Raw genomic sequence first — 23724 nt, forward strand, 5'->3', positions numbered from 1 at the left:
AAGGGAATCCAGACGGACTTTTGGGCTTAGCAAAAGAAAGTAACCCGGCCGCGTGAACGGACGGAAGCTTTAGACCTTGATGTTGCTTCACCGCTCTGCGGCAAGACAAACCGCCACGGCAAGCAGCAGGGTCGCGGCTCACGCCGCTCCTACACAGGTGACGGCGAGATGCAGTGCGAGATTGAAGAGCGCGGTCGCGACTCGCGTCGCTCTTACCCTTGCTCACAGGGAGCCGCGACGCGAATGTCAGGCAACGCGGTCGCAGCTTGTGACCGAAGGAAATCCAGTCGGACGCCGCTCCTGCCAACGGCCGATCACCGCCTCGGACGGCGACCGTCATCGATGCGTCATCGTCGCCTCACTTCTTCTTCAGCGACTTGTCCTGGCATTGATTTCTGCTGCGCCGCAGATCATGACGACATACTTATTGCTTTTATGACAGATAACACTTGCATCGATTACCGCACAATTTTCGCGCACCCAATTACCTAACCAATACCGCTGTTTTCAAGTGATTTTCCAACAATCGGCAAACCCCTCAGATTCGGCGCATTCACCCCGATGTCGCATTTCACAGCGAATGTCATCTTCGCCCGGCCGCCAAAATCTCCGCGCCGACATTCTCTATCCGTAGAAAATACAGATGTGCCGGTGATGGGCTCTCATTACTTTATCGATCGAAGCCCGACTGCGAGTTTCACTCGCGGCAAACGGACACAGGGTCTTCGAGATGCACGGCATGGCTCCCTGGCGAGTTTGCCGTGACCCCACCGACTGGCGTAGTCCACGCCAGATTAAAGACGAGAATCACATCATGGCCAAGAACGAACAGGTAATCCGCGCCGACGACACGGTGACCTTCATCAACGTTTTCGACGTCGAGCCCTCCAAGCAGCAGGAGCTGGTGAACCTTCTCAACGAAGGCGCCGACAAGGTGATCCGCCATCGCCCCGGCTTCATCTCGGTGAGCATCCTCGCCAGCAAGGACGGCAGCCGCGTCGTCAACTACGCCCAGTGGCGCAGCGCCGAAGACATCAAGGCCACCCGCGAAGACCCCGCCGCGCAGGACTACGGCAAGCGCAGCGCCGAACTCGCGCGCGCTACCCCGCACGTCTACTCGGTGGCTTCGGTCCATCGTTGATGTGCGCCGCCCATCGCGGCGGCCCGGCGCGCGACCCGCTGTCGTGAGCCCGGCGCCGCCGCCGACGGGTTGAAGGTGATGAGGGGTCGGGACGCTCTCGCGGGCGGCCCGGCCCCTCTGCTCGGTAGGTCTGCAGTCCAGCACTCGCTCGCCCTCGCCGACACCGTTGCATGAGCCTCGGGCGTCCTCGATCGAGCGGCTGCTGGAACCGGCAGTCCGACTACACAAGGTCGAGGAGCTTCCGCCGTTATGACCACCGCTACGCAAACCGACATCGTGATCGCCGGCGCAGGGATCGGCGGCCTGACGACCGCGCTGGCCTTGCACGCGCAGGGCATCGAACGAGTCGTGGTGCTCGAGAGCGCCAACGAGATACGCCCGCTCGGCGTCGGCATCAATGTCCAACCCGCCGCCATCGCCCAGTTGTTCGCGCTCGGCCTCGGCGAGGCGATCGCCGCGACCGGCATCGCCACCCGCGAGCTGCGCTATCTCGACCACGCCGGCACCACGCTGTGGACCGAACCGCGCGGCCTGGCCGCCGGCGATCCGTATCCGCAATACGCTATCCACAGAGGCGAGCTGCAGATGCTGCTGCTCGCGGCCGTGCGCGAACGGCTCGGCGCCGACACCGTCCGCACCGGCCTGCGTGTGCAGGACTTCGAACACACCCGCACCGGCATCCGCGTCCACGCCCAGGAACGCGGCAATGGCGGCTCGACGGTTTCCTTCGAGGCCACCGCCCTGGTCGGCGCCGACGGTCTGCACTCGGCCGTGCGCGCCCGCCTGCATCCCGACCGCTGCGAGTTGTTGCCCGCCAGGATCCAGATGTGGCGCGGCCTGACCGAAGTCGACGAATTTCTCGACGGCCGCAGCATGATCGTCGCCAACGACGACCGCTCTACCCGCCTGATCGCCTACCCCTGCTCGGCGCGCCATGCCCAGCACGGCCGTGCATTGATCAACTGGGTCTGCATGGTGCCCGACGTCGCCCAGGACCTCACCCGCGAGGCGAGCTGGGACTGCTCGGGCCAGCTCAAGGACGTATTGCCCTACTTCGCCGACTGGAAGTTCGGTTGGCTCGATGTGCCCGATCTGCTTTCGCGCAGCACCCAGATCCTCGAGTACCCGATGGTCGATCGCGACCCGCTGCCGCGCTGGGGCATCGGCCGGGCGACTCTGCTCGGCGACGCCGCCCATCTGATGTACCCGGTCGGCGCGAACGGCGCTTCGCAGGCCATCCTCGATGCGGTCAGCCTCGCCAACGAACTCGGCGACAACAGCGACACGGTCGAGGCGTTGCAGCGCTACGAAGCGGTCCGGCGCCCGCCGACCACCGCGATCGTCCAGGCCAATCGCGACCGCGATACCGCCGAACGCGCCATCGCCACCCGCCCCGACCCGGAAAAAACCGCCGCGCTTGCCGCGATTACGAGCTCTTACCGCAGCATCGTCGATCGCTCGCACGTGCGGTGAAAACGTGGTTTCCCGAAACTACTCCAACGCCAGGCCTTCCGAGTGATCGGGGACGCTGAGGAGCACCAAGGAGTCAATCCGTGATCGACAATGACAAGACCCACTTCGATGCGATCGTAATCGGCACCGGCTTCGCAGGCATTTACATGCTGCATAAGCTGCGCAACGAGCTAGGCCTCAAGGTCCGCGCCTTCGACAAGGCGAGCGGCGTCGGCGGCACCTGGTACTGGAACAAGTACCCGGGCGCGCGCGCCGACACCGAAAGCTTCGTCTACCGTTATTCCTTCGACAAGGAAACCTCGGAAGGCTGGGACTGGCGCAACCGCTATGTCGACCAGCCCGAAATGCTCGGCTACCTGCAGGCGGTGGTCGATCGCCATGGCCTGGCCAAGGACATCCAGTTGAAGACCGGCATCGACAGCGCCGTGTTCGACGAGATCCACCATATATGGACCCTGACCACCAGCACCGGCGAACTGTTCACGGCCCGTTACCTGGTCAACGCGGTCGGCGTGCTGTCCAAGATCGTGATCCCGCAGATCCCCGGGCGCGACAAGTTCCAGGGCCAGATTGTGCACACCGGCGCGTGGCCGGCGGATCTGTCGCTGGAAGGTAAGCGCGTCGGCGTGATCGGCACCGGCTCGACCGGCGTGCAGTTCATCTGCGCCGCCTCCAAGCTCGCCCTGCACCTGACCGTGTTCCAGCGTTCGGCGCAGTTCTGCGTGCCCGCCGGCAGCCGCCAGGTCAGCGAGGCCTATGTCGCCGAGTACAAGAACAACTTCGAGCAGATCTGGGACGGCATCCGCAACTCGCGCATCGCCTGCGGCTTCGAGGAAAGCGGCGTCTCGGCCATGAGCGTGTCGGAAGAAGAACGCCAGAAGGTGTTCGAGCATCATTGGGAGATCGGCAACGGCTTCCGCTTCATGTTCGGCACCTTCTCCGACATCGCCGTCGACCCGGCCGCCAACCAGGCCGCCTCGGACTTCATCCGCGCCAAGATCCGCCAGATCGTCAAGGACCCGGAGACCGCCCGCAAGCTGTGTCCGACCGACCTCTACGCCAAGCGCCCGGTCTGCACCAACGACTATTACGAGACCTACAACCTGCCGAACGTGAGCCTGGTCAGCCTGCCGGAGAACCCGATCAAGGAACTCACCGCGAACGGAGTGCTGACCGAGGACGGCGTCGAGCACAAACTGGACCTGCTGGTGTTCGCGACCGGCTTCGAGACGGTCGAAGGCAGCTACAACCAGATGGAGATCCGCGGCCGCGGCGGCGAAACCCTGCAGCACCATTGGAAGGACGCGCCGAGCAGCTACCTGGGCGTCGCCACCGCCGGCTTCCCGAACATGTTCATGGTGCTCGGCCCGAACAGCGCCTTCAGCAACCTGCCGCCTAGCATCGAAAGCCAGGTCGAGTGGATCGGCGAGCTGATCGGTTGGGCCGAAGGCGAGTCCACGCCGGTCATCGAGACCACCCGCGAGGCCGAGGAGGCCTGGACCGCGACCTGCAAGGAGATCGCCGCCTACACGTTGTTCCCGAAGGTCAAGTCGTGGATCTTCGGCGAGAACATCGACGGTCGGAGCAGCCGCGTGCTGTTCTACTTCGGCGGCCTCGCCGGCTATCGCGCCAAGCTGCGCGAAGTGGCCGACGCCGACTACGAGGGCTTCATCCTGCACAGCGATCCCTCGTCGATGGTCGCCTGACGCGGCTGCGAATGCCGCGCGGCATTCGCGTAGCCATCGTTCGATCCAAGGCCGGCCCCATCGTTCGCGATGGGGCCGGCTTCGTTATGAAGAGTTATTCTTTTCCGATTTACTTTTTACCAAGTTATTCCTCATGCGCTGATGCCGCACAAGCATCAGCTGCGGCGACCTGATGCGCCTCGTAGCGACTCGCGCATAGGCACGACAGCACGCGCGACACGCGGCCCCACACGCGCGACGCGGTCGCCCGCCTGCGCGCAGAACGGCTTGTCTCCGCCGATGCCACCGATGTCATGCGCGAACGAGCGCAATCGCGAACCCCAACGCGATGACGATGGCGAAGCGGATGAATATGCTGAATCGATTGGCGCCGTCGGCAACCGGCTTTCAAACTCCCCACAAAACTATCGATGCAGACGATGAAATTCGTTCGTCGAAACCGATCGAGTTCACGCTCTTCGACTTTGTGTCATTTGTCACTAGCCAAGCGAATCCGATTGCTGTCGAGATTTCTCGATGCGACGCAATTTCCCTTGTTTCAAGGGATATTTATCGTCTTCACACGATCGTTCATTCGATTCTGAAAGCGTCATTGCGATCACAGACCGGTAACGAAATAGATTGATACTCGGCTTGCGCTGCACGATTCCCAATGCTTATCACACAATAAATCCATGCATCACGTTTAAATAGGTCGGCACGATTCCGAAGCAGCCACACCCTCGGAAGATGCGCAATAGTCAGCCTGAAGTCCGGCTCAAGACGTGCAAGCCTGTCGCGCGATGTTCGATTGAACCAAGACTCGCGGACACGGTCGGATCCTTGCAGCGGCTCGCAAGGAACGGCCCCCGGCAGATTGCACGAACCAGCGGGAACTCAACCTGGATCACGCCGGTCCCGCATTGCGGGCAGGCCGCGCCCATCACTCGACCCATAAAAACCAGTGGGCGCGCGGATGGTGATCGGCAGGGAGCGTAGCGGCTGGCGGTACCGACGCGTCGACGGCAGGACGGACCACAGGACATACGCCGAAGTCGCCCAGCAGTGACCTGCCTCGGCCCCGCTGCGTTACGGCGGACCGAGGCTGCGAACGGCCCAATCCAGGCAACAAGGGTCTCCCTTGCTGCGTGGATCCCTGCGAACCGCGTTATCGAGGAAGTCCAACCTACTCGTTCCGGAAAGATTCGGAATTGCTGCCCTTCAACAAGGATGTCTCCCCATGGCAATCGCAATCAGTTCGGCGCTTTCTTCCATGATCGAGCAAATGCCCGGACCTTGCGCCTGCAAGGACCAGGATTCGAAATTCCTCTACGCCAACACCGAGTTCAAGGCGCTGGTCGGCCTGGAACCCGACGAGGACGTGGACGGGCTTTCGGATTTCGACCTGCCCTGCGAAGTCGCTTCGCACGGCAAAACCTTTCGCGAACAGGACAAGTACGTGATGGAGCGGCAGATCTCCATCACCACCTTGAACGTGCATCGCTTCAAGTGCGCGAAATGGAGGGCGTTCCTGATCGTCAAGAAGCCGTTCTTCGACCAGGAGACCAACATCCGCGGTGTGCTGTTCCACGGCACCGACATCACCGCGATCAACGCCGGCGCGCTCGGCTCCTATTTCGGCAACCTCGGGCCGCACCAGGCCTCGATCAGCAACCTGCCGCAATCGGGACAGGCCCATGCCGATTCGGACGCCGACATCGACATGACCCGCCGCGAGTACGAGGTGTTGTTCTTCCTGCTGCGCGGCGGCACCTCCAAGCGCATCGCCGAGCTGCTGTCGATCTCTTCGCGCACGGTCGAGCAATACATCGACGTGCTGAAGGACAAGTTCGAGGTGCTGACCAAGCCCGACCTGATCGAGAAGGCCATCTGCAAGGGCTATCTGTATGTCGTCCCGGACACTTTGTTCATGAAGTGCTCGTCGAAGATCATCTTCCAGGGCACCCCGCCGCTGTCGCTGATGCAGCCCTCGAACGCCCCGTCCTACCTGCCCACCAACTGAAATGCGCGGGTCGCCGGCGCCTCCGGGCGGCGGCGACCCGCCACGCTGCGGCCGGGTCAGTGCGGCTGCACGCCTGCCGGCACCGCGCCTACTTGGTCATGCCGGAGTTCTGCATCGGGCCGTGGCTCGACAGCGAGGCCACCGCGGTCGGCTTGCTCAAGGCTTCGCTGCTTTGTTCGATGGATTGCGCGATCGCCTGCTGGGTCGGCACTTCCGCCCAGCGCTGGAACGGCGAATGCGGCGAACCGGACACGGCGAACAACTTCGCGCCGTTGTCGCTGCGGGCGATGTAGTCGATACCCGGCAGCTGATTGTCGCGGGCGGCGCACATCAGGGCCCCGGCGGCATTGTGTTGCTGCTGCGACGACAGCCCCCCGCCCGATTTCGCGACCAGGTCCCCCAGCTTCGCCACCGTGTCGCGAAACACCGCGTTGTGCGGGCTCGCCGACTCGTTGATCAGAGGCACCTTCGCGACCGGCAACGACGGCGTGGCGAACGCCGAGAACGGCGCGCTCGGCGAACCGAACGGCGAGGCGCCGAAGCCCGTGCTGCCGAAGCCCGTGCTGCCAAAACCCGTGCTGCCAAAACCCGTGCCGCCGAAACCCTGGCTGGCCAGAGCGGGACTGCCCAATGCCGACGGCGATGGAGCCGGCGTGCCGTGCACACTCGGGTTCGAGCCGCCCAAGCCCGAGGCTTGTGAGGGAGAGAACGCGGAACCGCCGCTGTTCTTGGCCGGCACGCTCGCCGCCGGCGAATCCGACTGGTCCATCGGCGAGGCGCTCGAACTCTGCGAACCGCCGTCGAAACCCTTGAGCGCGGCGCTGGCCTGCGGCATCGATACGCTCGCGCCGTCGCCCTTGCGGCGTATGCCCGGCTGATGCACCGGGCCTTCTTCGCGCGTGTCCATCGCCGAACTCGACGAGGCCTTCGGCGTGGTGTCGAAATGCTCGCGGATCAGCGAACTCACCCCGCTCCCATCGGTGTTCTTGCCGACCATGAAACCGTCGAACTCGCCGTGGATTTCCGGCACTTCGTCGTCGCGGTACTCGCCGGAGACGTTGAGCTCCCATTCGTGCGAGCTGTTGGCGCCGCGGCCGACCAGGCGCAGGTTCGAGGTGTCGTTGTAGGCGTCGAGCGCATCGGCCTTGCTCAGGCCGCCGGGGCCGGCGTGCTTCGCCATCTCCTTGGCCACAGTCTCGAACGGGATGCGGTGATCGATGTCGAGTGCGTCGCGCGTGACCAGTTGCTGGGTGGCGGCGCAGCGGAACAGCGGCACGTTCTGCTTGGAGCCGTCGACCGGGCTGGTCGCCACCACCGTGCCGACGTAGCTCTCCTTGAGCTGTTGCTCGAACCATTTGCCGCGCACGCCGGCATCGAAAGCCAGGCCTTTGCGTCCGTCCTCGGGCGACCAGGCCTGGCCCAGGGTGGCGCCGGTACGCCGGGCGATGTCGCGCTCGGGATCGAATTTCGGCGGCTCGGCGGAAGGGTCGAAGCCGCAGCGTTCTTTGGTCCAGGCCTTCCATTGGCTGGAGTCGGGGCCATGCAACAGTATCCGGTCGGCGCTGTCGCGCGCCCGGTTGTATACGGAAGGCAACAGGCGCAAGTTGCCGACGTCGTTGTAAGCGCGATGAGCGTCGGCGTAGTTATTGACGCCCAGGCCGGTCAGGTGCGCCTTCCACGGCTTGACGTGGTCGACGTCGAGAGCGTCGGCGGAATGCCAGGTCTTGGTGCCCGCGCTGTAGAACAGCAACAGGTTCTCGCGTCCGAGCGACACGTGCTCGCCGGGCATGTGTTTTTGCGCCCAGTCGTTGCGCATGTAATGCACGGTCGAGTCGTAGAACGCCATGCCGTCGCGCGCGCTCGCGGCGGTCCAGCGCTTGTTCTGCAGGCCGTCTCCGTGCACCGGCGGTTTGTACTCGTCCCATTCGGCCAGGGTGACCTGACGACCGCTGCTCAGACCGACCTTCACTTCGCCGCCCATCTCGCTTCTCCCCGCCAGCCGCGTTCGACTCGAAGCACCGCAGGGCCGGAACGGCGAACCCCTCCCCCTGCGGCATCCTCGGTCGTCACCCTGACCCGAGTGGTCAAACGCGATCTCTGCGCGGCGCAGGCCAAGTCCTCCGCAGGCGAGGCCAATGCATGGCCACCGCGCGAATGAATGCGCCCACTCCGCGTCGACCGCGCCGGCACCTGCGACGGCCGCCGGCAATGGCCGAAGCGGCGGGCTTTTTCCGTTTCTTTGATCAGGCTAGGGAGTCAGCCCGGCGCCGTCGGCGCCGCTCCCTTCGAGAAGGGGGACTCGGAATGCCATCGCTGATACCGGTTGGACCGTACAAGCAATTCACCACCGCCGAAGGCACGGTGTTTCCTTACTACATCGTGCCGTTCGACAAGAACGGCACCTGCGAAGGGCCGTTGACGCGCCAGCATGTGCTCGACCATCTGGATGGGCACAGCGACATCTTTTTGTTCTCGCACGGTTGGAACAACGACTGGGAAGCCGCGAGCGAGCGCTATGCGAGCTTCGTCAACGGCTATATCGAGCAGCGCCGGCAACTCGGCCTGCCCGCGCCGGCCGGCTACCGGCCGCTGTTGATCGGCATCTTCTGGCCCAGCCAGGCCTTGACGTGGTTCGACAGCGAAACCGGTCCCGGCTTCGCCGGCGCCAGCGACGATGTCGAAAGCGGCCGCCAACAGATGGCCGACATCGCCGCGATGCTGGCGCCCGAACAACGCGAACGCTTCCACGCGCTCAGCCAGACCCCGGCCTTGTCCGAAGCCGAATCGCGCGAACTCGCCGACCTGCTGGCCAGCGTGCTGTCGCCCGACGACGAGGGCCACGACGACGCACCCGCCTCCGCCGACGACCTGCTCGCTGCGGCCGCCTCGCTGACCGAGGCGCCGCCGGATTTCGACGACGTCGGCGCCGTGGCGACGCCGGGCGCCGGCGGCCCGGCCGCCGCCGGCGGCATCGGCGATGCGCTGAAGAAACTCGACCCGCGCAACCTGATCAAGCCGTTCACGGTCTGGCAAATGAAAGACCGCTCCGGCAAGGTCGGCAGTCGCGGCGTATCGCAACTGCTGGCCGAGTTGCTGCGCCGTTCGCAGGCGCGTATCCATCTGCTCGGGCATTCCTTCGGTTGCAAGGTGGTGATGTCGGCCACCGCGTCGCTGCCGGACGGCCTGCGCAAAGTGCATTCGGCTCTGCTGTTGCAGCCGGCGATGTCGCAGTACGCCTTCGCCGCGCAAGTGCCGGAAACCGGCCGAACCGGCGGCTACCACCGCAACCTGCAGCGCATCGAACGGCCGGTGGTCGCGACCTTCAGCGGACGCGACATCGCCCTGAGCAAGACCTTCCATCTGGCCTTGCGCCGCGATCACGATCTCGGCGAGCAACCGCTCGCCGCCGGCGACTCGCCGAGCAAGTACGCGGCCCTGGGCGGTTACGGCCCGCAGGACTCGGGGCAGACCCTGGTCGACATCAAGGACCCGGCGAGCGCCTACGATTTCGGCCCCGGCGGGCGCATCGTCGGCGTGCGGGGTACGCGCACCATCAGCGGCCACGGCGACATCAGCAACGCTTCGACCTGGTGGCTGGCGCACAGCCTCGCCTCCAGCCGTTGAGCGCCGGCACCGCACCATGGCCGAACTGCTGAAGCGCGAGAACGACATCGTCACCCTGAAAATGGAGCTGACGAGGCCGCAACACGCACGCGCCACCCTGCAGTTCCAGGCCGGCGGCAGGCTACAGAGCCTGCCGCTGTGGGAGGGCGGCCTCGACGAATGGGGGCTGGCGCCGTCGATCGCCTCGGACCTGCGCACGCGGCCGGACGAGTCGCAGTTCCATATAGCGCCACGCCTGCTGCCGAGCCTGCACTCGGCCTGGCTGCAGCACGCAGCACCGCAACGCCCGCTGTGGATTCACCTGGCCAAACCCTACGGCGCGCTGCGCTACCTGCCGTGGGAACGCCTGCTGGTCGACGCCCTGCAGACGCCGGTGTTGATGCTGCCGGATTTCATTTTCCCGCCGCCGCGCGAAAGCGCGACCATGCTGGACATCGCCGTCTGCGCCAGTGCGCCGCTCAACTGCGAGCACGCCCATATCCGCGACGGCCTGGTCGATGCGATCCAGGCGATCGTGTCCGGCATCGACCGGCCGGTGCGCCTGCACGTGTTCGCCGACGCCGAAATGGGCGAACCGGTGCGGCATCTGTCGCCGGGCTCGGCCGAGCTGATCCTGCACCCGCCCGCCGATGCCGAGCGCTACGTCGTCGAGGACCCGTCCTCGCGCCTGCTCGACAGCAGCGGCACCCTGCGCTCGCCCTGGCTGCTGTGGATGCGCCAGGCGCTCAAGCCCTACAGCACCGATGCGGTGCACTTCGTCTGTCACGGCCATCTGTCCGGTGCGTCCGGGGCGATGTTGCTGGCGCAGTCGCCGCTGGGCCGCACCGAGAATTATCTGGCCGGCCCGGTCGGCGCCTGCGAACTCACCAGCTTCCTGACCCAGGTCGGCGCCTGGGCGACGGCGTTCTCGGCCTCGCGCGACAACCACAACCCGGTCGGCCTGCGCGCCCTGGCCGACGAAATAGCGCAATCGCTGCCGGGGCCGATGCTGTTGTTCAATGCGGCCTACGATGCGCCGACGGCATTGGCGCAGAGCTATCGCTTCATCCACGCGCAGTCGGCGCAACCGCCGCCGCGCTCGCGCGCCGTCTATCTGTATTGCCAGCCCTATCTGGTCTCGCCCACGCGCGGCGCCTCCGACGACGGCGAGTTGTCCGAGCAGGTGCGCAGCCATATCGAGCTGTACTCGCGCAACGACACCCAGCGCGATTCGGCCTTGAAGTCGCTGCCACTGTCGGCCGCAGCATCCGCGACGCGCAGTCCTTCCTTCGTCCAGGCCGCCAGCAAAAGCATCTCCGCGGTCACCGCCGCGACCGAGCGCCTGGCCGAACAAGTGCAAGTGCAATACCAGCAGGCGATGCGCGACGAAGTCCTTCCCGAAGCCATCGTCCAGCGCGACCTGGACACGGCCATGGACACGATCGATCTGCTGCGGCAGGCGGTGGGCGACATCGAGCGGCGCCGCATCCACGGCGAGATCGAGCAGCGCCTGGTCGAGATCGAACAGGATGCGCCGCCCACGGTCGAGGCCTTGGTCGAAGCGCCGATCGAAGGGCCGGCTGACGCCGGTATCGAAGACCGTTTCGCTATCGGCTTCGGTGTAACCGACTCCGCGGAGCAGGCACTGTTGCAGGCCCAGATCGAACGCATGGACCAGATCGTGGACTACCGACTGCAGGTCGAACAACTGCCCGGCGAAGCGACCGAATCGCCATTGGATCGACGCATCCGCAAGGCCCAGTTGGATATCGAGCAGCGCAAGCTGCAGTTGTCGGACTCCGACGAACTCGAGGACGCGCCATGAACGAGCGCACCATCCTCTCGGTCGATATCCTCGACGACGACCTGATCGCCAGCGTGGTACGCGCGCCGTTCCCGGTTCACGGCGGCCGCGCCCTGGGCCGGGTGAAACTGCGCGCCGACCAGTTGCCGGGGCTGGACACGCAGACCGCGGTGCTTGCCCGCGGGCGCATGGTGCGCGACGCCCTGCGTCAGCACCAGGGCATCTCCGGCGTGCTCGACAGCCTCAGCCAGACCTTGCCGACCCAGGTCCGGCCCCTGTTCGTCATGCTCAATCCGTCCGAGGCCGAGCTGATCAACTGGGAGATGCTGTGCGACAGCAACGAGCAGTTCGTGGCCCTCGACCCGCGCTGGCCGATCGCCCGCATCATCGATCCGATCAATGCACCCAGCCGCCTGCCCGGCGAACTGACCACGCCGGTGCGGCTGATGGCGGTGATCTCCGCGCTCGGCATCGCCGATCAGCGCAAGGAGTGGGAGCTGCTGCGCGATGCGGTGCTGGCGGCGCGCCAGGACGGCCTGCCGGTGCTGCTGAAGCTGTTGGTCGGCGACTCCGCCCTGCACACGCGCATCCGCGATGAAATACAGCAGGACCCGGCCGGCCTGGCCGACATCGAAGTGGCGGCGATCGACGAGACCGCGGCGCGGCTGACCCAGCGCATCCGCCAGTGGTCGCCGAACATCCTGCATTTCTTCTGCCACGGCCACGCCGGCAGCGCCGGGCAATGGCTGGAACTGGCCACCGCCAACGATCACGTGCAATTCGCCGCGCACGACCCCGACACCCTCGCCGGCTCGATCAACCTGCCATCGCAGGACCTGGTGACTCTCGGCGCGTCGCTCGGCAATCCCTGGCTGATGGTGCTGAACTGCTGCTCCAGCGGACAAGGCGGCAACGGCCTGCAGTCGATGGCGAACCAGGTCGTGTCGGCCGGCTTTCCGGCGGTGGTCGCGATGATGGAACCGGTCGAGGCCAACGACGCCTACGAGTTCACCCGCGCCTTCTATCCCGAGGCCCTGGCCGCGCTGCTGCGCGCGCGCGAGGAACTCAAGCAACGCGCCAGCACCACCCTGGAATGGACGCCGATCATGTTCCACGCACGCAGCGCCATCTCCCAGCTCGGCAACCGCGACGCCCAGGCTTCGCCCGAGTGGTCCCTGCCGGTGCTGTACGTGCGCGGCGTCGAGGCCCAGGTATTCATTCGTCCGCTCGGCATCGAGCAGGCCAAGTCCGACGAGTTCCGCATCCGCGCCGAAACCACGGCCTGGTGGCTGCGCACCGCCGGCCAACAGTTCAGCGAAGCCGAACGCATCGAAGCGCTGGAACGCACCCTCGCCGAAAAAGGCGTGCCCCGGGCGCTGTGGCCCTCCGCCGACGGGAACTTCGACCATGTCGGCGGACAATGAGCTGGCATTGCTGCTGAGCAATGCCTGGTGCGGCGATGCCGTCGCCAGCGGCGCCTGCTCCGAACACGCCACGGCCTGGGCCTTGCGCGGCGCCATGTCGTCGCCGCGCCAACTCAGCGGTGCGGCGCCGGCGCTCGACCTGACGCAGTGGCAGGACCCGCGCGTCGGCTGGGGCGTGGTGCTGCCCGATCGCGACGGCCTCGGCGATGCCGACAAGGCCGCCGCCACCGACGCACCGGCGGCGATCCGCAGGCTGATCGCCGCGCGCGGCAACGCACCGGTGTTCCGCTATCGCCCCGAGATCGCCAAGGACGGCCGACTGCAGCGTTATTACCCGCATCGCGGGCCGGCCAGCCTGCGCCTGTCCGGCACCCGCGGCACGGTCGGCGACGCCGCGGTGCCGCGCTATCTGTTGATCGTCGGCTCGCCCGAGCAGATTCCCTGGCGTTTCCAGTACCGCTTGCAGACCGATGCCTTCGTTGGCCGTCTCGACCTCGACGAGGCCGGCCTGGAGCGCTACGTCGATGCGCTGCTCGACGATTGGCCGGGGCAACAGCGCGATGTCGATGCGCCGTTGTTGTGGGCGGTGGATCACGGCCACCCCGACATCACCTTCCTGATGCGCAAGACCATCGCCGAGACCCTGTTCAAGGCCTTCGATGCCGACGGTTTCCACCCGCTGCTGCTGACCGGCGCGCAAGGACGCCTGGAGGATTTCTACGCCGGCCTGAAGCAACGCCAGCCGGCCTTCGTGCTGAGCTCCAGCCACGGCGCCACGTTTCCCTTGCACGACCTCATACAGCTCAAGGCGCAGTTGGGGGCGATGCTCGACGTCGACCACGCCTTGCTCGACATCGGCGCCTTGCTGCGGGCTTGGAACCCGGCCGGCGCGATCTGGTACGCGCATGCCTGCTGCTCGGCCGGCGCCGACCGCCCGTCGACCTTCCAGGGCCTGGTCGACGAACAATCCAGCCTCGGCCGCATGCTTGCCGCGGTGGCCGGGATCGGCCCGTGCACCGCGCCGTTACCGCGCGCCCTGCTCGGCAGCGAACGCCCGTTGGCGGCCTTCATCGGCCATGTCGAACCGACCTTCGACTGGACCTTGCGCGACCCCGACACCGGCCAGCGCATGACCGATGCGCTGATCGTCGACACCTTGTACACCGCCCTGCATTCGGCGCAGCGTCCGCCGGTCGGCCTGGCCATGGACGGCTATTACGACGCCGTCGCCGGCCTGCTGCTCGACCACATCGATGCCATCGAGGCCTTCAACAACCACGAACACGATGCCGAAACGCGGGCGCGCAAGGCCAAGTTGCTGGCGATGGATCGCCTCGCGATGGTGGTGCTTGGCGACCCGACGGTGCGCTTGCCGAGCTGAGGCGCGAGCGTTGCTGGCAAAAGGGCTTACTTGGCGCCGGCGGCGGCCGGCGCCTGGGCCGGATCGAGCTTGCGCAGATGCTCGACCGCGTTCGAGTTGGCCGGGTTGAGTTCCAGCGAGCGCCGATAGTGGCTGGTCGCATTGGCGACGTCGCCGAGCAGTTCGTAGCATTCGGCGAGGCTGTCGAAGGCATTCCAGCTTTGCGGCCAGCGCTCGGTGTTGTAGCGGAACATCCCGAGTGCCAACTGCGGCTTGTCTTCGCCCAGCAAGCGGTAGCCCCATTGGTTCGCGTGCTCTTCGGTCAGACGCAACTCGGGAAACGCTTTTCCGACCTCGGCAACGGTCCGGCCGACATCGCGGTACGCGCTGGCCTGCAGGGCGCTCTCGAGCTTCGCGAGCACCGGCGGACGGCCCCACACGGCTTCGGCCGCCTGGCTGGCCAGGTCCTGCAACTGACCCTGGGCTTCGCCCGGGCGGTTCGCGAGCAGGACGATGCCGTAGCCGCGCTGCGGATACAGCTCGATGTAGCTGGAAAAACCGTAAGTGCCGCCGGACGCGCGCAACCAGGTCTGGTCGTCGACAGTCTTGCTGACGGTCCAGTTGTAGCCGACCGCCAGATTGTCCGGATCGCCCCAGGCCGGCTTCTGGCTCAAGCGTACCGAGGCATCGCTGGCGGCCAGTTCGGCGACCAGGAACCGCGCCATGTCCGCGGCGCTGTAGCGCAATCCGCCTGCGGCCAGGACCGAGCGCGCATCCAGGGCCGGCATCGCGACGTGAGTCTTGCTGTAGCCGGTGGCGACGAGAGACGAACGCGTATCGCCGGTGCCGGCGCCCATGCCGAACGGCCGCTCGACATAACGCGTCAACAAGCTTTCGTAAGGCGCGTCGTAAACTTTTTCGAGGATGTCGCCGAGCAGGTTGGCGGCCAGATTGGAGTGCCGAGGCGAGGTGCCGGGGCGATCGAGCAGACGGGCCGAACCGAGTTCGGCGAACACCTGCGCATCGGTGACGCGTCTCAAGGCGTCGACCGCCAGGAACGGCGCCTTGTCCGGCCCGGCCTCTTCGATCTGCGGCGGAAGCACCGGCAGATTGTCCGGCAAGGCCGAGGTGGTATTGACCAGATGGATCAGGCGCACCGGCGCGCCTGCGAATTCCAGTTGCGGGTATTCGCCCGGCAGGTAACGCCGGATATCGTCCTGCGGATCGACCTTGCCCTCTCCGACCGCATTGGCCAGGATCAATGCGGTGAGAATCTTGCTGATCGACCCGATCTCGTAGACCGTGTCCTGGGTCGGGGCCCGCGGCGCATCGCGCGATACGCTGCCGAAGTTGTAGAAGCGGGCCTTGCCGTCGCGGACCACCGCGATGGAAAGCGCGTCGCTATTGCCGGCCTTGACGAAGTCGGCGCCCAAACGCTCGAAGATCGGGTCGTCTTTCGCGGCGGCTTCCGCGACGACGCCCGGCTTGGCGCGGTGTTCGGCCGCGATGGCCGGAGCCGACAGCGCATTCAAACCCGCTACGGCCAGAACTACGGCAAGACGTCTCATGGGCGCTCGGTCGAATGCGAAGGCCGCAGCCTATAGGCGCCCGCAGAGGCTTACAAGGGGAAGGCGTCGCGGCGATCGCGGCGATCGCGGCGGCGGCGAGCGTGGCGCAAGTCGCGATCGAGTCGCGATCGACATCGCCGTGCAGGGCGAGCGATGGCGCGAATCAATCCTTGGCAGCGGGCTTGGCGGCGCGGCGCGCATCGCCGAGCGTCGCATAGGGCTTGCCGTCGCTGGACGTCCACCCGCTCAGCGACAACGAATCCGGCAAGGCCTGGGTCGGCGTGTGCAGGCCGATGACCGCGGTGAAGCCCGAGCCGACCGGCGCCAACTCGGCCAGGCGCGCGGCGCGATCCTCGGCGGTGCTGAAAACGAAGGGCTGCTCGCAGCGCCCGGCCTTGGCGTCGGCATCGCTGCACTCGCCGGCCTGCGGCGCAGGCTCCTCGGGCGCTTCGCCGCCGACGGTGGCGGTCTTGGCCAGGTCGATGCGATAACGCCCCTCGCCCTGCGCTTTGACCTGGACCCGGTACTTTTCCACGCCGTAGGCCCAGCTGTTTTCTCCGACGGCGTCGACGTCGTGCCCGGGCAAGGGCAACTCGAAGTTTTCGCCGAGCAGCAGGCCGAGCCACATCACCGGGGTACTGGCGAGCAAGGGGCCGAGTTCGGCGGCGCTGCCGGTCTGCTGCGGCTTGAGGTTCGTCTTCGTGAAATGTCGGCCGTTGCTCAGCACGATCGACTCGACGGTATTCTCGCCGAGTTGCACCGTGGCCTGGCTTTCGTTACCGCGATAGCGCTGCCAACGGCCGCGATAAGGCTGGTCCGGCGGCGCGTGCGAGCTCATCTCGACCGAGGCGATGCAGCGGCTCAACTGCAACAACTTCCGGCACTCGGCCTGCGCCGTCGCTGGCGTGGCCTCGCTCGCCACGACGGCCTCGGCGGCGTCGCCGCGCAACGGCGCCAGTGCAAGCAGCCCTGCCAGGACGGTGATACGAATCGGGTTCATGCGGTCGGTCCTTGATCTGTGCAGGCTCCGTTCCGATCCGGCGCCTGCGTGCGGACGCTGCCAGAGCGAACCGGCGAAAGGAGCAGTGTAACTCTGCGCAGTCGATCGACCGCGAGCTTAGGTCCCGGGCATATGAAGCATGGGCAGCGTACGAACCGCTCCGTACGGGCGGCCGCATCGGCGCTTCGGTTCGGCGGTTCGGTCTTGCCTCAGCGTTGCCGCGTCGCCGGAATATCGACGCGTTGGCTGCGCCGCACGCCGACCTCGATCGATTGCAGGCCGCGGTCGTCGCGCACCGCCCACGGCAGCGGCAGGTTGTCGGGAATCACCGCGATCGTGTGCTTGCCGATCGAAACGCGCGGGAACGAGAACTGCCCGTTGCTGTCGGTGCGCACCGCATAGCGGCCGTCGAGCACCACGGTGACGTTCGGCGCGGCCTGTTCGGACGCGGCGCGCACACCGTCGTCGTTGTCGTCTAGGAACAGCGAACCGTCGATGCTGCCGACCGCCGAGCCGGGTGCCCCGCCGATCACCGGCAGCGCGCGGCCGGCCTGGCGCTCGTAACGCAGAGTCAGAAAGGCCGAGCGTTCGCGCGGCAGCGACAGGAACGGCGAGTCGACGATCAGCGGATCGAGTGCGAACGGCGAGCGCTGCGAGCCCTGGCTCTGGTACAGCGCGGCGGTCAGCGACCAGCGCGGTGCGATGCGCCAGTTGATGCCGAGGTTCATGTCGACGCCGCGCATCGCCGCCGGGCCTTCGCCGTGGGTCCAGCGCGCGGTGCCGTCGACGGACACGCGGTCGCCGAGCTCCACGCCGCCGTACATCGAAAAGGTCGTGGTGCGGGTCGTGGTGCGGACCGCAACCCCGGACGAGGTTTCGTTGCGCTCGCCCCATTCGCCGTACCCGAGCGAGACCGACAAACGCCGGCCTTCGCGCAAAGGCAAGGCCTGGTCGATGCTCGCCTGCCAGCTGCGCCCGACCCCGCCTCCGCCGCCGGCGTGATCGAACTGGAGGCGAGTCTGGCCCCAATCGTTGCGCCGGTCGGCGAACAACTGCGCCGCGTAGGTGTCGTCGTCGGCGTGGCGCAGGCTCAGACTGGCGCCGTAACCGAACACGCTGCTGGCCTGGTAACGCGCGAACGCAGTCGCGTACTGGCCGTCGAAGCCGGCGCCGCTGATCGAACGGATATCGTCGACGCCGGTGTTCCAGCTCCAGCGGCCGTATTGATAGGCCAGCCGGTAATAGCCGCCGCGTACGTCCTGGTTGATCGGCGACGCCCCCCAGGTCAGACCCGGGTCGAGCGAGAACAGGCCGTAATGGTGCCGATAACGGCCGCGCCGCGAGCTCGCGTCGATCCAGGCGCCGGTGGCGTTGCCGCGGCCGTCGTGACTGCCGAGCAGATTCAATTGCACCGCGTCGCGATCGGACCGCCATGCGCTCGCCCAATGCGCGGCCTGGCTGGGCCGGTCGATCAGGCCCGGTTCGCCGACGTCGTCGGGCACGATGCGTCCGTCGGTGCTCAGCGCCGAGACCGCGTGGGTCCAGCCGGGCGCGCCCTGCCATTGCGCGCCGAACGCGCCGACGTGGCCGTCGGCAACATCGAAACCCACTACGCGAGTGCCGTTGTAGAGCCCGGCACGCCCGACCGCGCCGTACACGCTCAGGCCGCTGGCGTCGCGGGTCCATTGCGTGCTCAGGCCGGCCATCGCCACGCTCGGCAGGAAGAACCGGTATTGGTTGCGCTGCAACTGCGAGGACGGCGTGTTGATCACGCCCAGGCCGTTGTCGAGGCGCCAACCGCCGTCGACGAACAGATTGCGCTGCCATAAGGTCGCCGCCCCGCCCCAACCGCTGTCGTCGGCGAAGCGGTCGCGGTCGCTGTGGAAGACGGTGGCGTCGAGCGACAGGCTGCCCCAGTTCGCGGTTTCCCAGAATCCGCCGGCGGCCAGGCCTTGCTCGCCGAAGTGCTCGTCGCCGCGCTCGGTGTAGGCGGCGTTGAGCTCGAGCCGGAACGAACGCGGCAGGCCGTCGCCGTCGACGGTCTCGTCTTCGTCGGGCGGCAGCGGCGCCAACGCTTGCGCGGCGATGATGCGGTCGCGGTAGACCGGCGGCGACGCGTCGGCCGCCGACGCCGCAGGCGCGGCCGAGGCAAGCGTACAGGCGACGCAGATCGCCAGTCTGCGCCGGGCGAGCCGTCGGGCGGGCCTCATTTGTCGATGCGTACGTCGAGTTCGAGGCGCTGGCGGCCCCATTCCAGTGCGCCCTTCAGGCTCAGCGGATAGACGATCGGCGGCGCCGGCGTGGCCGGGTCGTCGCCTTCCGGCACCAAGGCGATCGAACGCGTTTCGCCGGGAAGAATCGGCAAGCTGGACGGCGCGAGGGCGAACTTGCGGCCGCTCGCGTCGACGCCATCGACCAGCCCTTCCAGACGGGTGTGGGCCTTACCGGTGTTGCGAATGTCGAGCACCGGCAGCCGCCGGCCGTCGACCTCGCGCACTTGGCTGGCGACGTGCTGCAACTGCGCCGCGACCTCGCCGATACCCAGGTAGACGATGATGCCGATGCGCCCGGACACGGGCACGGTGAGCTGATCGCCGACCATCTCCGGCGCGCCTTCGAGCAGGATCGCGAAACGGCATTCGGTGGGCGCCGCTTGTTCCGGCACCACCACCTCGAAGCGATAACGGCGCTTGCCGTTCGGCGCGATCTCGATCTGCGCCGCTTCCAGGCCGACCCAAGGCCGGCAACTGTCGGCCGCCAAGGCGTCGTCGAATACCGCCGCGCCCTGCGCATCGAGATGCCAGTCGGCGGTCTTCAGAGTGTAGTGGCCGACCGCATTGGAGATGTTGGAAATCTCGACCACGTTGCGATAGGTAGTGCCGGGCTTGGCCGTGTCTTCGAAGCGCGGCGGCGAGACCAGGGCGGAGAAGCCCTGAGCGAAGCTCGGACCGGCGATCGACGACAGCGCGAGCGCGAGCGCCGCGAACGTCGAGGCACGGCGCAGGACAGCGGTACGCATCAGAGGTCTTCCACGTCGATTTCGAAGGAGAAATTGAGTTGTTCGGTACGCACCAGCTTCTGTCCGTCGGCCTGGATGGTCAGGCGGATGGTGTCGTCGAGCAGGCCGGCCGGCATGATGCCGCTGTAGACCAGGGTGCGTTCGCCGGCGCGCAGCGTGCCCGGCAGCAAGCGGCCCTGGGTGGTCCAGGTGGCGGTGATCGGGCCGGTCGCCTGTGGCGGCAAGGTCATATAGACGCGGCCGCTGCGGCCTTGCCAAGGCGCGAGGTTCAAACGCACCCACACGGTCAGCGCGCCCGACACCGTCGGCCGTTCGCCGCTGCGCGGCGCGACCGAGTCCCATTGCATGCGCAAGGTATTGGCGGTGACTTGGCTGGCGCTGTCGTCGACGCGATGGGTGCCTGCCTGGGACGGCAACATAGCGGCGAACAGGGCGCCGGCGGCGATCGCGCGCTTCATGGCGCGCTCAAGGTGTAGACCACCTGGCCGGTGTAGGTACCGGAGGCGACGACGGCGTCGTTGGCATAGCGGAAGGTGTGGCAGCTTTCGCGCCAGGTATTGACCGGAAAACTCGCCAAGGTCTGGGGGCCGCCGGTGAAAGTGCCGGCGAGGATCGGCTGAGCGGCGGTGTCGTTGTTGCCGCTGCTGGTCCAGCTGATCTGCGAAAACGGAATGGTGCTGCCGGCGCCGTTGCTGAGGCCCGCCGCCGGTGCGGTCGCGGTCAGGGTCGCGGTGCCGGTGCTGCCGGGCAGACGGTAGAAACCGCCGACGTAGATCTGCGCCGGCACGTTGCAGAAGGCGAAGCCGTCGTAGGAACTGTTGGCCTGGGTGGCGTCGGTGGTCATGACCTGGTCGGTGCCGTTGCCGAGCACCGCCGCGGGCACCGCCACCGAGACTTTGTTGACCGCCCCGCCGCGGCCGGGCGTGCCGCCGCTGGAATAGTTGCCGGTGAACACGCCGTTGCCGACCCGCAGGTAGACCATGCGTGCCCCCGGGGAGATCGTGACGACGAAGGCCTGGGCGGTATCGAACCAGCCCAACGCAAGCAGGAGCAGCACCCAGCACGCCGGGCGTAAGGGCAAAGCCATGTCGGGCCTCTGAAGTCGGAGCCGTTGCCGCGGGTGCGGGGCGAGTCGGGACCGTTCCCGCGGCTGTGCGGGAACGGAGAATGTCGCAAGGGACGTCCGGCTTGCGGCTTACGGCATCGATGCGGTGTAGGTCACGCGGCTGTTGTTGGCGTTGACGCCACCGTAGACGCCCGGAGCGGCGACATTAGCGTTGAGGTAGGTATAGGTCCAACGCGCATCGCGGTTGACCAGCTTGCCCGCGTTCGGCGGCACGGTAGTGGTGGTCGTGGCACCGTCGACCAGGGCCGGATGCGGCAATGCGGTGGCCGAAGCGAGCGTGGCCACGGCGGTGTTGATCTGGCCGAACGAGATGCTGTCGCCGGCGGCGCCGTTGCTCAGAGCGCCGAGCGTCGTCGAGCTCAACGAAATCGTGCCGTTGTTGCCGACCAGCTTGGCGGTGACTGCGCCAGCACCCAGGTCGCCCGACGCAGGCGTGGCCGTCACGACCGAGCTGTCGCCGACGTTAGCCGCAGGAACGCTGAACGCGATCTGGTTGATGGTGGTGTTGGTGGTGTAGTCCGCACCGCTGCCGACGCGCAGGAACAGGATCTTCGGGATCGTGATCTGGAAGTCCAGCCGGGCGCTGGCGGTGATCGGGGTACCGGCGCCGGTGGTGTACTGCGACTCGGCTTGGGCGAGCATGGGTACGGCGGCAAGCAGCGAAAGGGCCAAAAGGGACTTCGTGAGCGTTCGCATTATTGGGTTCCAGGGAGGTCGAAGGCGTGCCGGGGCTCCGGGCGCAGGCCATAAAAACGCACAAAGTATGCCAAGGAGTGACATTCGGCATATTGCTTGTTAAGTATACGTAAACTTCGCGCGACCGATGTCACACTGCTGACGTTCTTCGTCACACCTCGCCCTGCCCGGTCAATCCCGGTCACACTCTGTACAGGTCGCCGCTTCCACAGAGTTCGATACCGTACGTGGCCGGTTCGAACGCGCGCTGCCAGGCCCGGTTGAGGTGCCCGCAGCCCGCGTCCGGCTCGCCCGCGCTCCTGTCGATTCGATTGCGTACGGCCCCGCGCCCGGCCCGTCCTGCAGGGACATTCGGGCCGCCCTGCGACGCAGGTTGCCGGTTTCGCGGTTGCACTCGCATTCGCGCCGCCCGCCCTAGGGTCAGCCCGACTGCTGCAGGCCGATCCGGCTTACTAGACTCGTACCGCGACCTCCCGCGCGCTGGAGCAGTGCCATGTATCCCTCCGATATTTCCGGCCCCTCCCGTCAATGCCTGCCGCCGACCGAACCGGTCACCCCGGCGCCGCTTACTCCCGTTCAGCAGCAGGAACTCGCCCAGCGATACGCCCCGATCCTCTACTTCCATCCACAGGAAGAAAATTTCCTGCAGGACCCGAACACCTATATCGAGCAATCGACGCTACGCCAGGAGCGCGACTTCTGGGGCGACAAGGAACTGCATGGGCTCGGCGAAGTGCCGGCGCAGGAACTGGCCGGCATCGGGCCCGACAACAAGGACGCCGACAGCCAGTTGTTCCTCGACCACCAGAACGAAGAACTCGGCGACGGCATCCGCGACGGCGACCTTGCCAACAGCAAAAACCTTTACCAATACGACCCCGAAAGCAACACCATCACCTACCACCTGTTTTATTCCTACAACGACGGCCCGCCCGGCCTCGGCGACGTGCAGAACCACGAAGGCGACTGGGAAAAGATCACCGTGCAGCTCGACGGCCAATACCAGCCGACCGCGGTGCGCTACAGCGCCCATGGCGGCTTGAACGCCGAGCGCTCGTGGGCGGACACGCCGAAAGAGGACGGTCGCCCGGTGTCCTACGTCGGCCAGGGCTCGCATGCGAATTTCCCCGAGACCGGTTCTTGGGAAACCAAGGCGCCCGGCATCGACGACTCGGCCAAGAGCGGCGGCGTGCGTTTCGACCTGGCTGGCCAGCCGGCGGTCGATGTGACCACGCAGGCATGGTATGGCGGCCACGTGCTGTGGGGCGAACGCGGCAGCGGCCAAGAACTGGGCATCGGCGAGACCACCGGCCCGACCGGGCCGTCGGCCGACAAGGGACCGATCGTGGCCGGCGACGCCGATCCCTCGCTGCAGCCCAACGACGAAAAACCGGGCTTCCCGTTTTATGGGCCTTACCCACCGTTCGTGTTTCCGCCGTGAATGTGGTGAGCTAAGTGCCGTGTCGGCGACGGACGCTTTCGCGCTTGCTCTTGAGCTTGCTTGAGCGATACGCCGCGAGGCCTCGACTCACGTCGCTCCTACACATGCAGACTCTGCGCAGGCCCCGAGCGACGCTGTGCGGCGCCCCCCCAATGTAGGAGCGGCGTGAGCCGCGACCGCGGGACGCGCAGAGGCGACAACGCCGATACCACCCAGCGAAGCGGCATTTTGTCGCGGGGTAGGAGCGGCGCGAGCCGCGACCACGCTGTGGCGCTCTCGCGGCGTATCGGTCCCGCAGGATCAACATCCAGATCAAACGCTAAAAGCTTCCGCCACTAAAGCGGCGGGTTACTTTCTTTTG

The 23724-nt window shown here is 66.6% G+C and carries 18 protein-coding genes; 10 read left to right on the top strand and 8 right to left on the bottom strand.

What is annotated here, in order from left to right; all coding sequences use genetic code 11:
• Positions 1-814 precede the first annotated feature (814 nt).
• The 5 genes from EX88_RS0117180 to EX88_RS0117195 all read left to right on the top strand — a co-directional run bounded on the left by EX88_RS0117180 (position 815) and on the right by EX88_RS0117195 (position 6322).
• The gene (locus EX88_RS0117180; RefSeq protein ID WP_051885243.1) at positions 815-1141 is read left to right on the top strand and encodes an antibiotic biosynthesis monooxygenase family protein; all 327 of its coding nucleotides are present in this window, start codon (positions 815-817) and stop codon (positions 1139-1141) included.
• A gap of 249 nt (positions 1142-1390) precedes the next feature.
• Positions 1391-2614, top strand: coding sequence for a flavin-dependent oxidoreductase (locus tag EX88_RS0117185; protein WP_031373223.1), 1224 nt, complete (start codon positions 1391-1393; stop codon positions 2612-2614).
• Positions 2615-2694: 80 nt separating this feature from the next.
• Positions 2695-4320 carry a flavin-containing monooxygenase gene (locus EX88_RS0117190; protein WP_200875863.1) on the top strand — a complete coding sequence of 542 codons (1626 nt, stop codon included), beginning with the start codon at positions 2695-2697 and terminating at the stop codon, positions 4318-4320.
• Between the two features lie 346 nt (positions 4321-4666).
• Complete coding sequence (locus EX88_RS26575; RefSeq protein ID WP_161786142.1) at positions 4667-4945, top strand: hypothetical protein; 279 nt, start codon at positions 4667-4669, stop codon at positions 4943-4945.
• Between the two features lie 594 nt (positions 4946-5539).
• Positions 5540-6322: a PAS domain-containing protein gene (locus EX88_RS0117195; protein WP_081931143.1), complete on the top strand. Its 783-nt coding sequence runs from the start codon at positions 5540-5542 to the stop codon at positions 6320-6322.
• A gap of 88 nt (positions 6323-6410) precedes the next feature.
• On the opposite strand, the gene EX88_RS0117200 is transcribed toward EX88_RS0117195, so the two are convergent.
• On the bottom strand, positions 6411-8303 hold the full coding sequence (locus EX88_RS0117200; protein WP_031373226.1) for an XVIPCD domain-containing protein: 1893 nt from the start codon (positions 8301-8303) through the stop codon (positions 6411-6413).
• 323 nt (positions 8304-8626) lie between these two features.
• On the opposite strand from EX88_RS0117200, the gene EX88_RS0117205 reads away from it, so the two are divergent.
• The 4 genes from EX88_RS0117205 to EX88_RS0117220 are packed head-to-tail and all read left to right on the top strand — an operon-like array spanning position 8627 to position 14534.
• Positions 8627-9946, top strand: coding sequence for an alpha/beta hydrolase (locus tag EX88_RS0117205; RefSeq protein ID WP_031373227.1), 1320 nt, complete (start codon positions 8627-8629; stop codon positions 9944-9946).
• A 16-nt stretch (positions 9947-9962) separates the two neighbouring features.
• Positions 9963-11750 carry a hypothetical protein gene (locus EX88_RS0117210; RefSeq protein ID WP_031373228.1) on the top strand — a complete coding sequence of 596 codons (1788 nt, stop codon included), beginning with the start codon at positions 9963-9965 and terminating at the stop codon, positions 11748-11750.
• A complete protein-coding gene (locus EX88_RS23905; RefSeq protein WP_036149295.1) occupies positions 11747-13153 on the top strand; it encodes a CHAT domain-containing protein in 1407 nt (468 codons plus the stop codon). The genes EX88_RS0117210 and EX88_RS23905 overlap by 4 nt, the downstream gene beginning before the upstream one ends.
• Complete coding sequence (locus EX88_RS0117220) at positions 13137-14534, top strand: hypothetical protein (protein ID WP_031373229.1); 1398 nt, start codon at positions 13137-13139, stop codon at positions 14532-14534. Before EX88_RS23905 ends, EX88_RS0117220 begins: the two co-directional genes overlap by 17 nt.
• Positions 14535-14560: 26 nt before the next feature.
• On the opposite strand, the gene EX88_RS0117225 is transcribed toward EX88_RS0117220, so the two are convergent.
• The 7 genes from EX88_RS0117225 to EX88_RS0117255 form a co-directional block, all read right to left on the bottom strand.
• Positions 14561-16081 carry a serine hydrolase gene (locus EX88_RS0117225; protein ID WP_081931144.1) on the bottom strand — a complete coding sequence of 507 codons (1521 nt, stop codon included), beginning with the start codon at positions 16079-16081 and terminating at the stop codon, positions 14561-14563.
• Positions 16082-16244: 163 nt separating this feature from the next.
• Complete coding sequence (locus EX88_RS24715; protein ID WP_051885245.1) at positions 16245-17081, bottom strand: hypothetical protein; 837 nt, start codon at positions 17079-17081, stop codon at positions 16245-16247.
• Positions 17082-17290: 209 nt separating this feature from the next.
• Complete coding sequence (locus EX88_RS0117235) at positions 17291-19291, bottom strand: carboxypeptidase-like regulatory domain-containing protein (protein WP_031373232.1); 2001 nt, start codon at positions 19289-19291, stop codon at positions 17291-17293.
• Positions 19288-20100, bottom strand: a complete 813-nt coding sequence (locus EX88_RS0117240; RefSeq protein ID WP_051885246.1) for a hypothetical protein — start codon at positions 20098-20100, stop codon at positions 19288-19290. Before EX88_RS0117240 ends, EX88_RS0117235 begins: the two co-directional genes overlap by 4 nt.
• Complete coding sequence (locus EX88_RS0117245; protein WP_031373234.1) at positions 20100-20558, bottom strand: hypothetical protein; 459 nt, start codon at positions 20556-20558, stop codon at positions 20100-20102. The genes EX88_RS0117240 and EX88_RS0117245 overlap by 1 nt, the downstream gene beginning before the upstream one ends.
• Positions 20555-21187 (bottom strand): hypothetical protein, encoded by a 633-nt coding sequence (locus EX88_RS0117250; protein WP_152566328.1) that lies wholly within the window; start codon positions 21185-21187, stop codon positions 20555-20557. The genes EX88_RS0117245 and EX88_RS0117250 overlap by 4 nt, the downstream gene beginning before the upstream one ends.
• Before the next feature lie 108 nt (positions 21188-21295).
• Positions 21296-21898, bottom strand: coding sequence for a hypothetical protein (locus EX88_RS0117255; RefSeq protein WP_200875864.1), 603 nt, complete (start codon positions 21896-21898; stop codon positions 21296-21298).
• A gap of 517 nt (positions 21899-22415) precedes the next feature.
• Here EX88_RS0117255 and EX88_RS0117260 point away from each other — a divergent pair.
• Positions 22416-23363, top strand: coding sequence for a Vps62-related protein (locus EX88_RS0117260; protein WP_031373237.1), 948 nt, complete (start codon positions 22416-22418; stop codon positions 23361-23363).
• Positions 23364-23724 lie beyond the last annotated feature (361 nt).

Origin of the sequence: Lysobacter antibioticus, assembly GCF_000731095.1 — a bacterium.
Taxonomy (GTDB): Bacteria; Pseudomonadota; Gammaproteobacteria; order Xanthomonadales; family Xanthomonadaceae; genus Lysobacter; species Lysobacter antibioticus_B.

What these genes read in the sequence shown, in the direction of transcription:
- EX88_RS0117180 (WP_051885243.1), top strand. Translation starts at nt 815, where the DNA reads ATGGCCAAGAACGAACAGGTAATCCGCGCCGACGACACGGTGACCTTC.
- EX88_RS0117185 (WP_031373223.1), top strand. Translation starts at nt 1,391, where the DNA reads ATGACCACCGCTACGCAAACCGACATCGTGATCGCCGGCGCAGGGATC.
- EX88_RS26575 (WP_161786142.1), top strand. Translation starts at nt 4,667, where the DNA reads ATGAATATGCTGAATCGATTGGCGCCGTCGGCAACCGGCTTTCAAACT.
- EX88_RS0117195 (WP_081931143.1), top strand. Translation starts at nt 5,540, where the DNA reads ATGGCAATCGCAATCAGTTCGGCGCTTTCTTCCATGATCGAGCAAATG.
- EX88_RS0117200 (WP_031373226.1), bottom strand. Translation starts at nt 8,303, where the DNA reads ATGGGCGGCGAAGTGAAGGTCGGTCTGAGCAGCGGTCGTCAGGTCACC.
- EX88_RS0117205 (WP_031373227.1), top strand. Translation starts at nt 8,627, where the DNA reads ATGCCATCGCTGATACCGGTTGGACCGTACAAGCAATTCACCACCGCC.
- EX88_RS0117210 (WP_031373228.1), top strand. Translation starts at nt 9,963, where the DNA reads ATGGCCGAACTGCTGAAGCGCGAGAACGACATCGTCACCCTGAAAATG.
- EX88_RS23905 (WP_036149295.1), top strand. Translation starts at nt 11,747, where the DNA reads ATGAACGAGCGCACCATCCTCTCGGTCGATATCCTCGACGACGACCTG.
- EX88_RS0117220 (WP_031373229.1), top strand. Translation starts at nt 13,137, where the DNA reads ATGTCGGCGGACAATGAGCTGGCATTGCTGCTGAGCAATGCCTGGTGC.
- EX88_RS0117225 (WP_081931144.1), bottom strand. Translation starts at nt 16,081, where the DNA reads ATGAGACGTCTTGCCGTAGTTCTGGCCGTAGCGGGTTTGAATGCGCTG.
- EX88_RS24715 (WP_051885245.1), bottom strand. Translation starts at nt 17,081, where the DNA reads ATGAACCCGATTCGTATCACCGTCCTGGCAGGGCTGCTTGCACTGGCG.
- EX88_RS0117235 (WP_031373232.1), bottom strand. Translation starts at nt 19,291, where the DNA reads ATGAGGCCCGCCCGACGGCTCGCCCGGCGCAGACTGGCGATCTGCGTC.
- EX88_RS0117240 (WP_051885246.1), bottom strand. Translation starts at nt 20,100, where the DNA reads ATGCGTACCGCTGTCCTGCGCCGTGCCTCGACGTTCGCGGCGCTCGCG.
- EX88_RS0117245 (WP_031373234.1), bottom strand. Translation starts at nt 20,558, where the DNA reads ATGAAGCGCGCGATCGCCGCCGGCGCCCTGTTCGCCGCTATGTTGCCG.
- EX88_RS0117250 (WP_152566328.1), bottom strand. Translation starts at nt 21,187, where the DNA reads ATGGCTTTGCCCTTACGCCCGGCGTGCTGGGTGCTGCTCCTGCTTGCG.
- EX88_RS0117260 (WP_031373237.1), top strand. Translation starts at nt 22,416, where the DNA reads ATGTATCCCTCCGATATTTCCGGCCCCTCCCGTCAATGCCTGCCGCCG.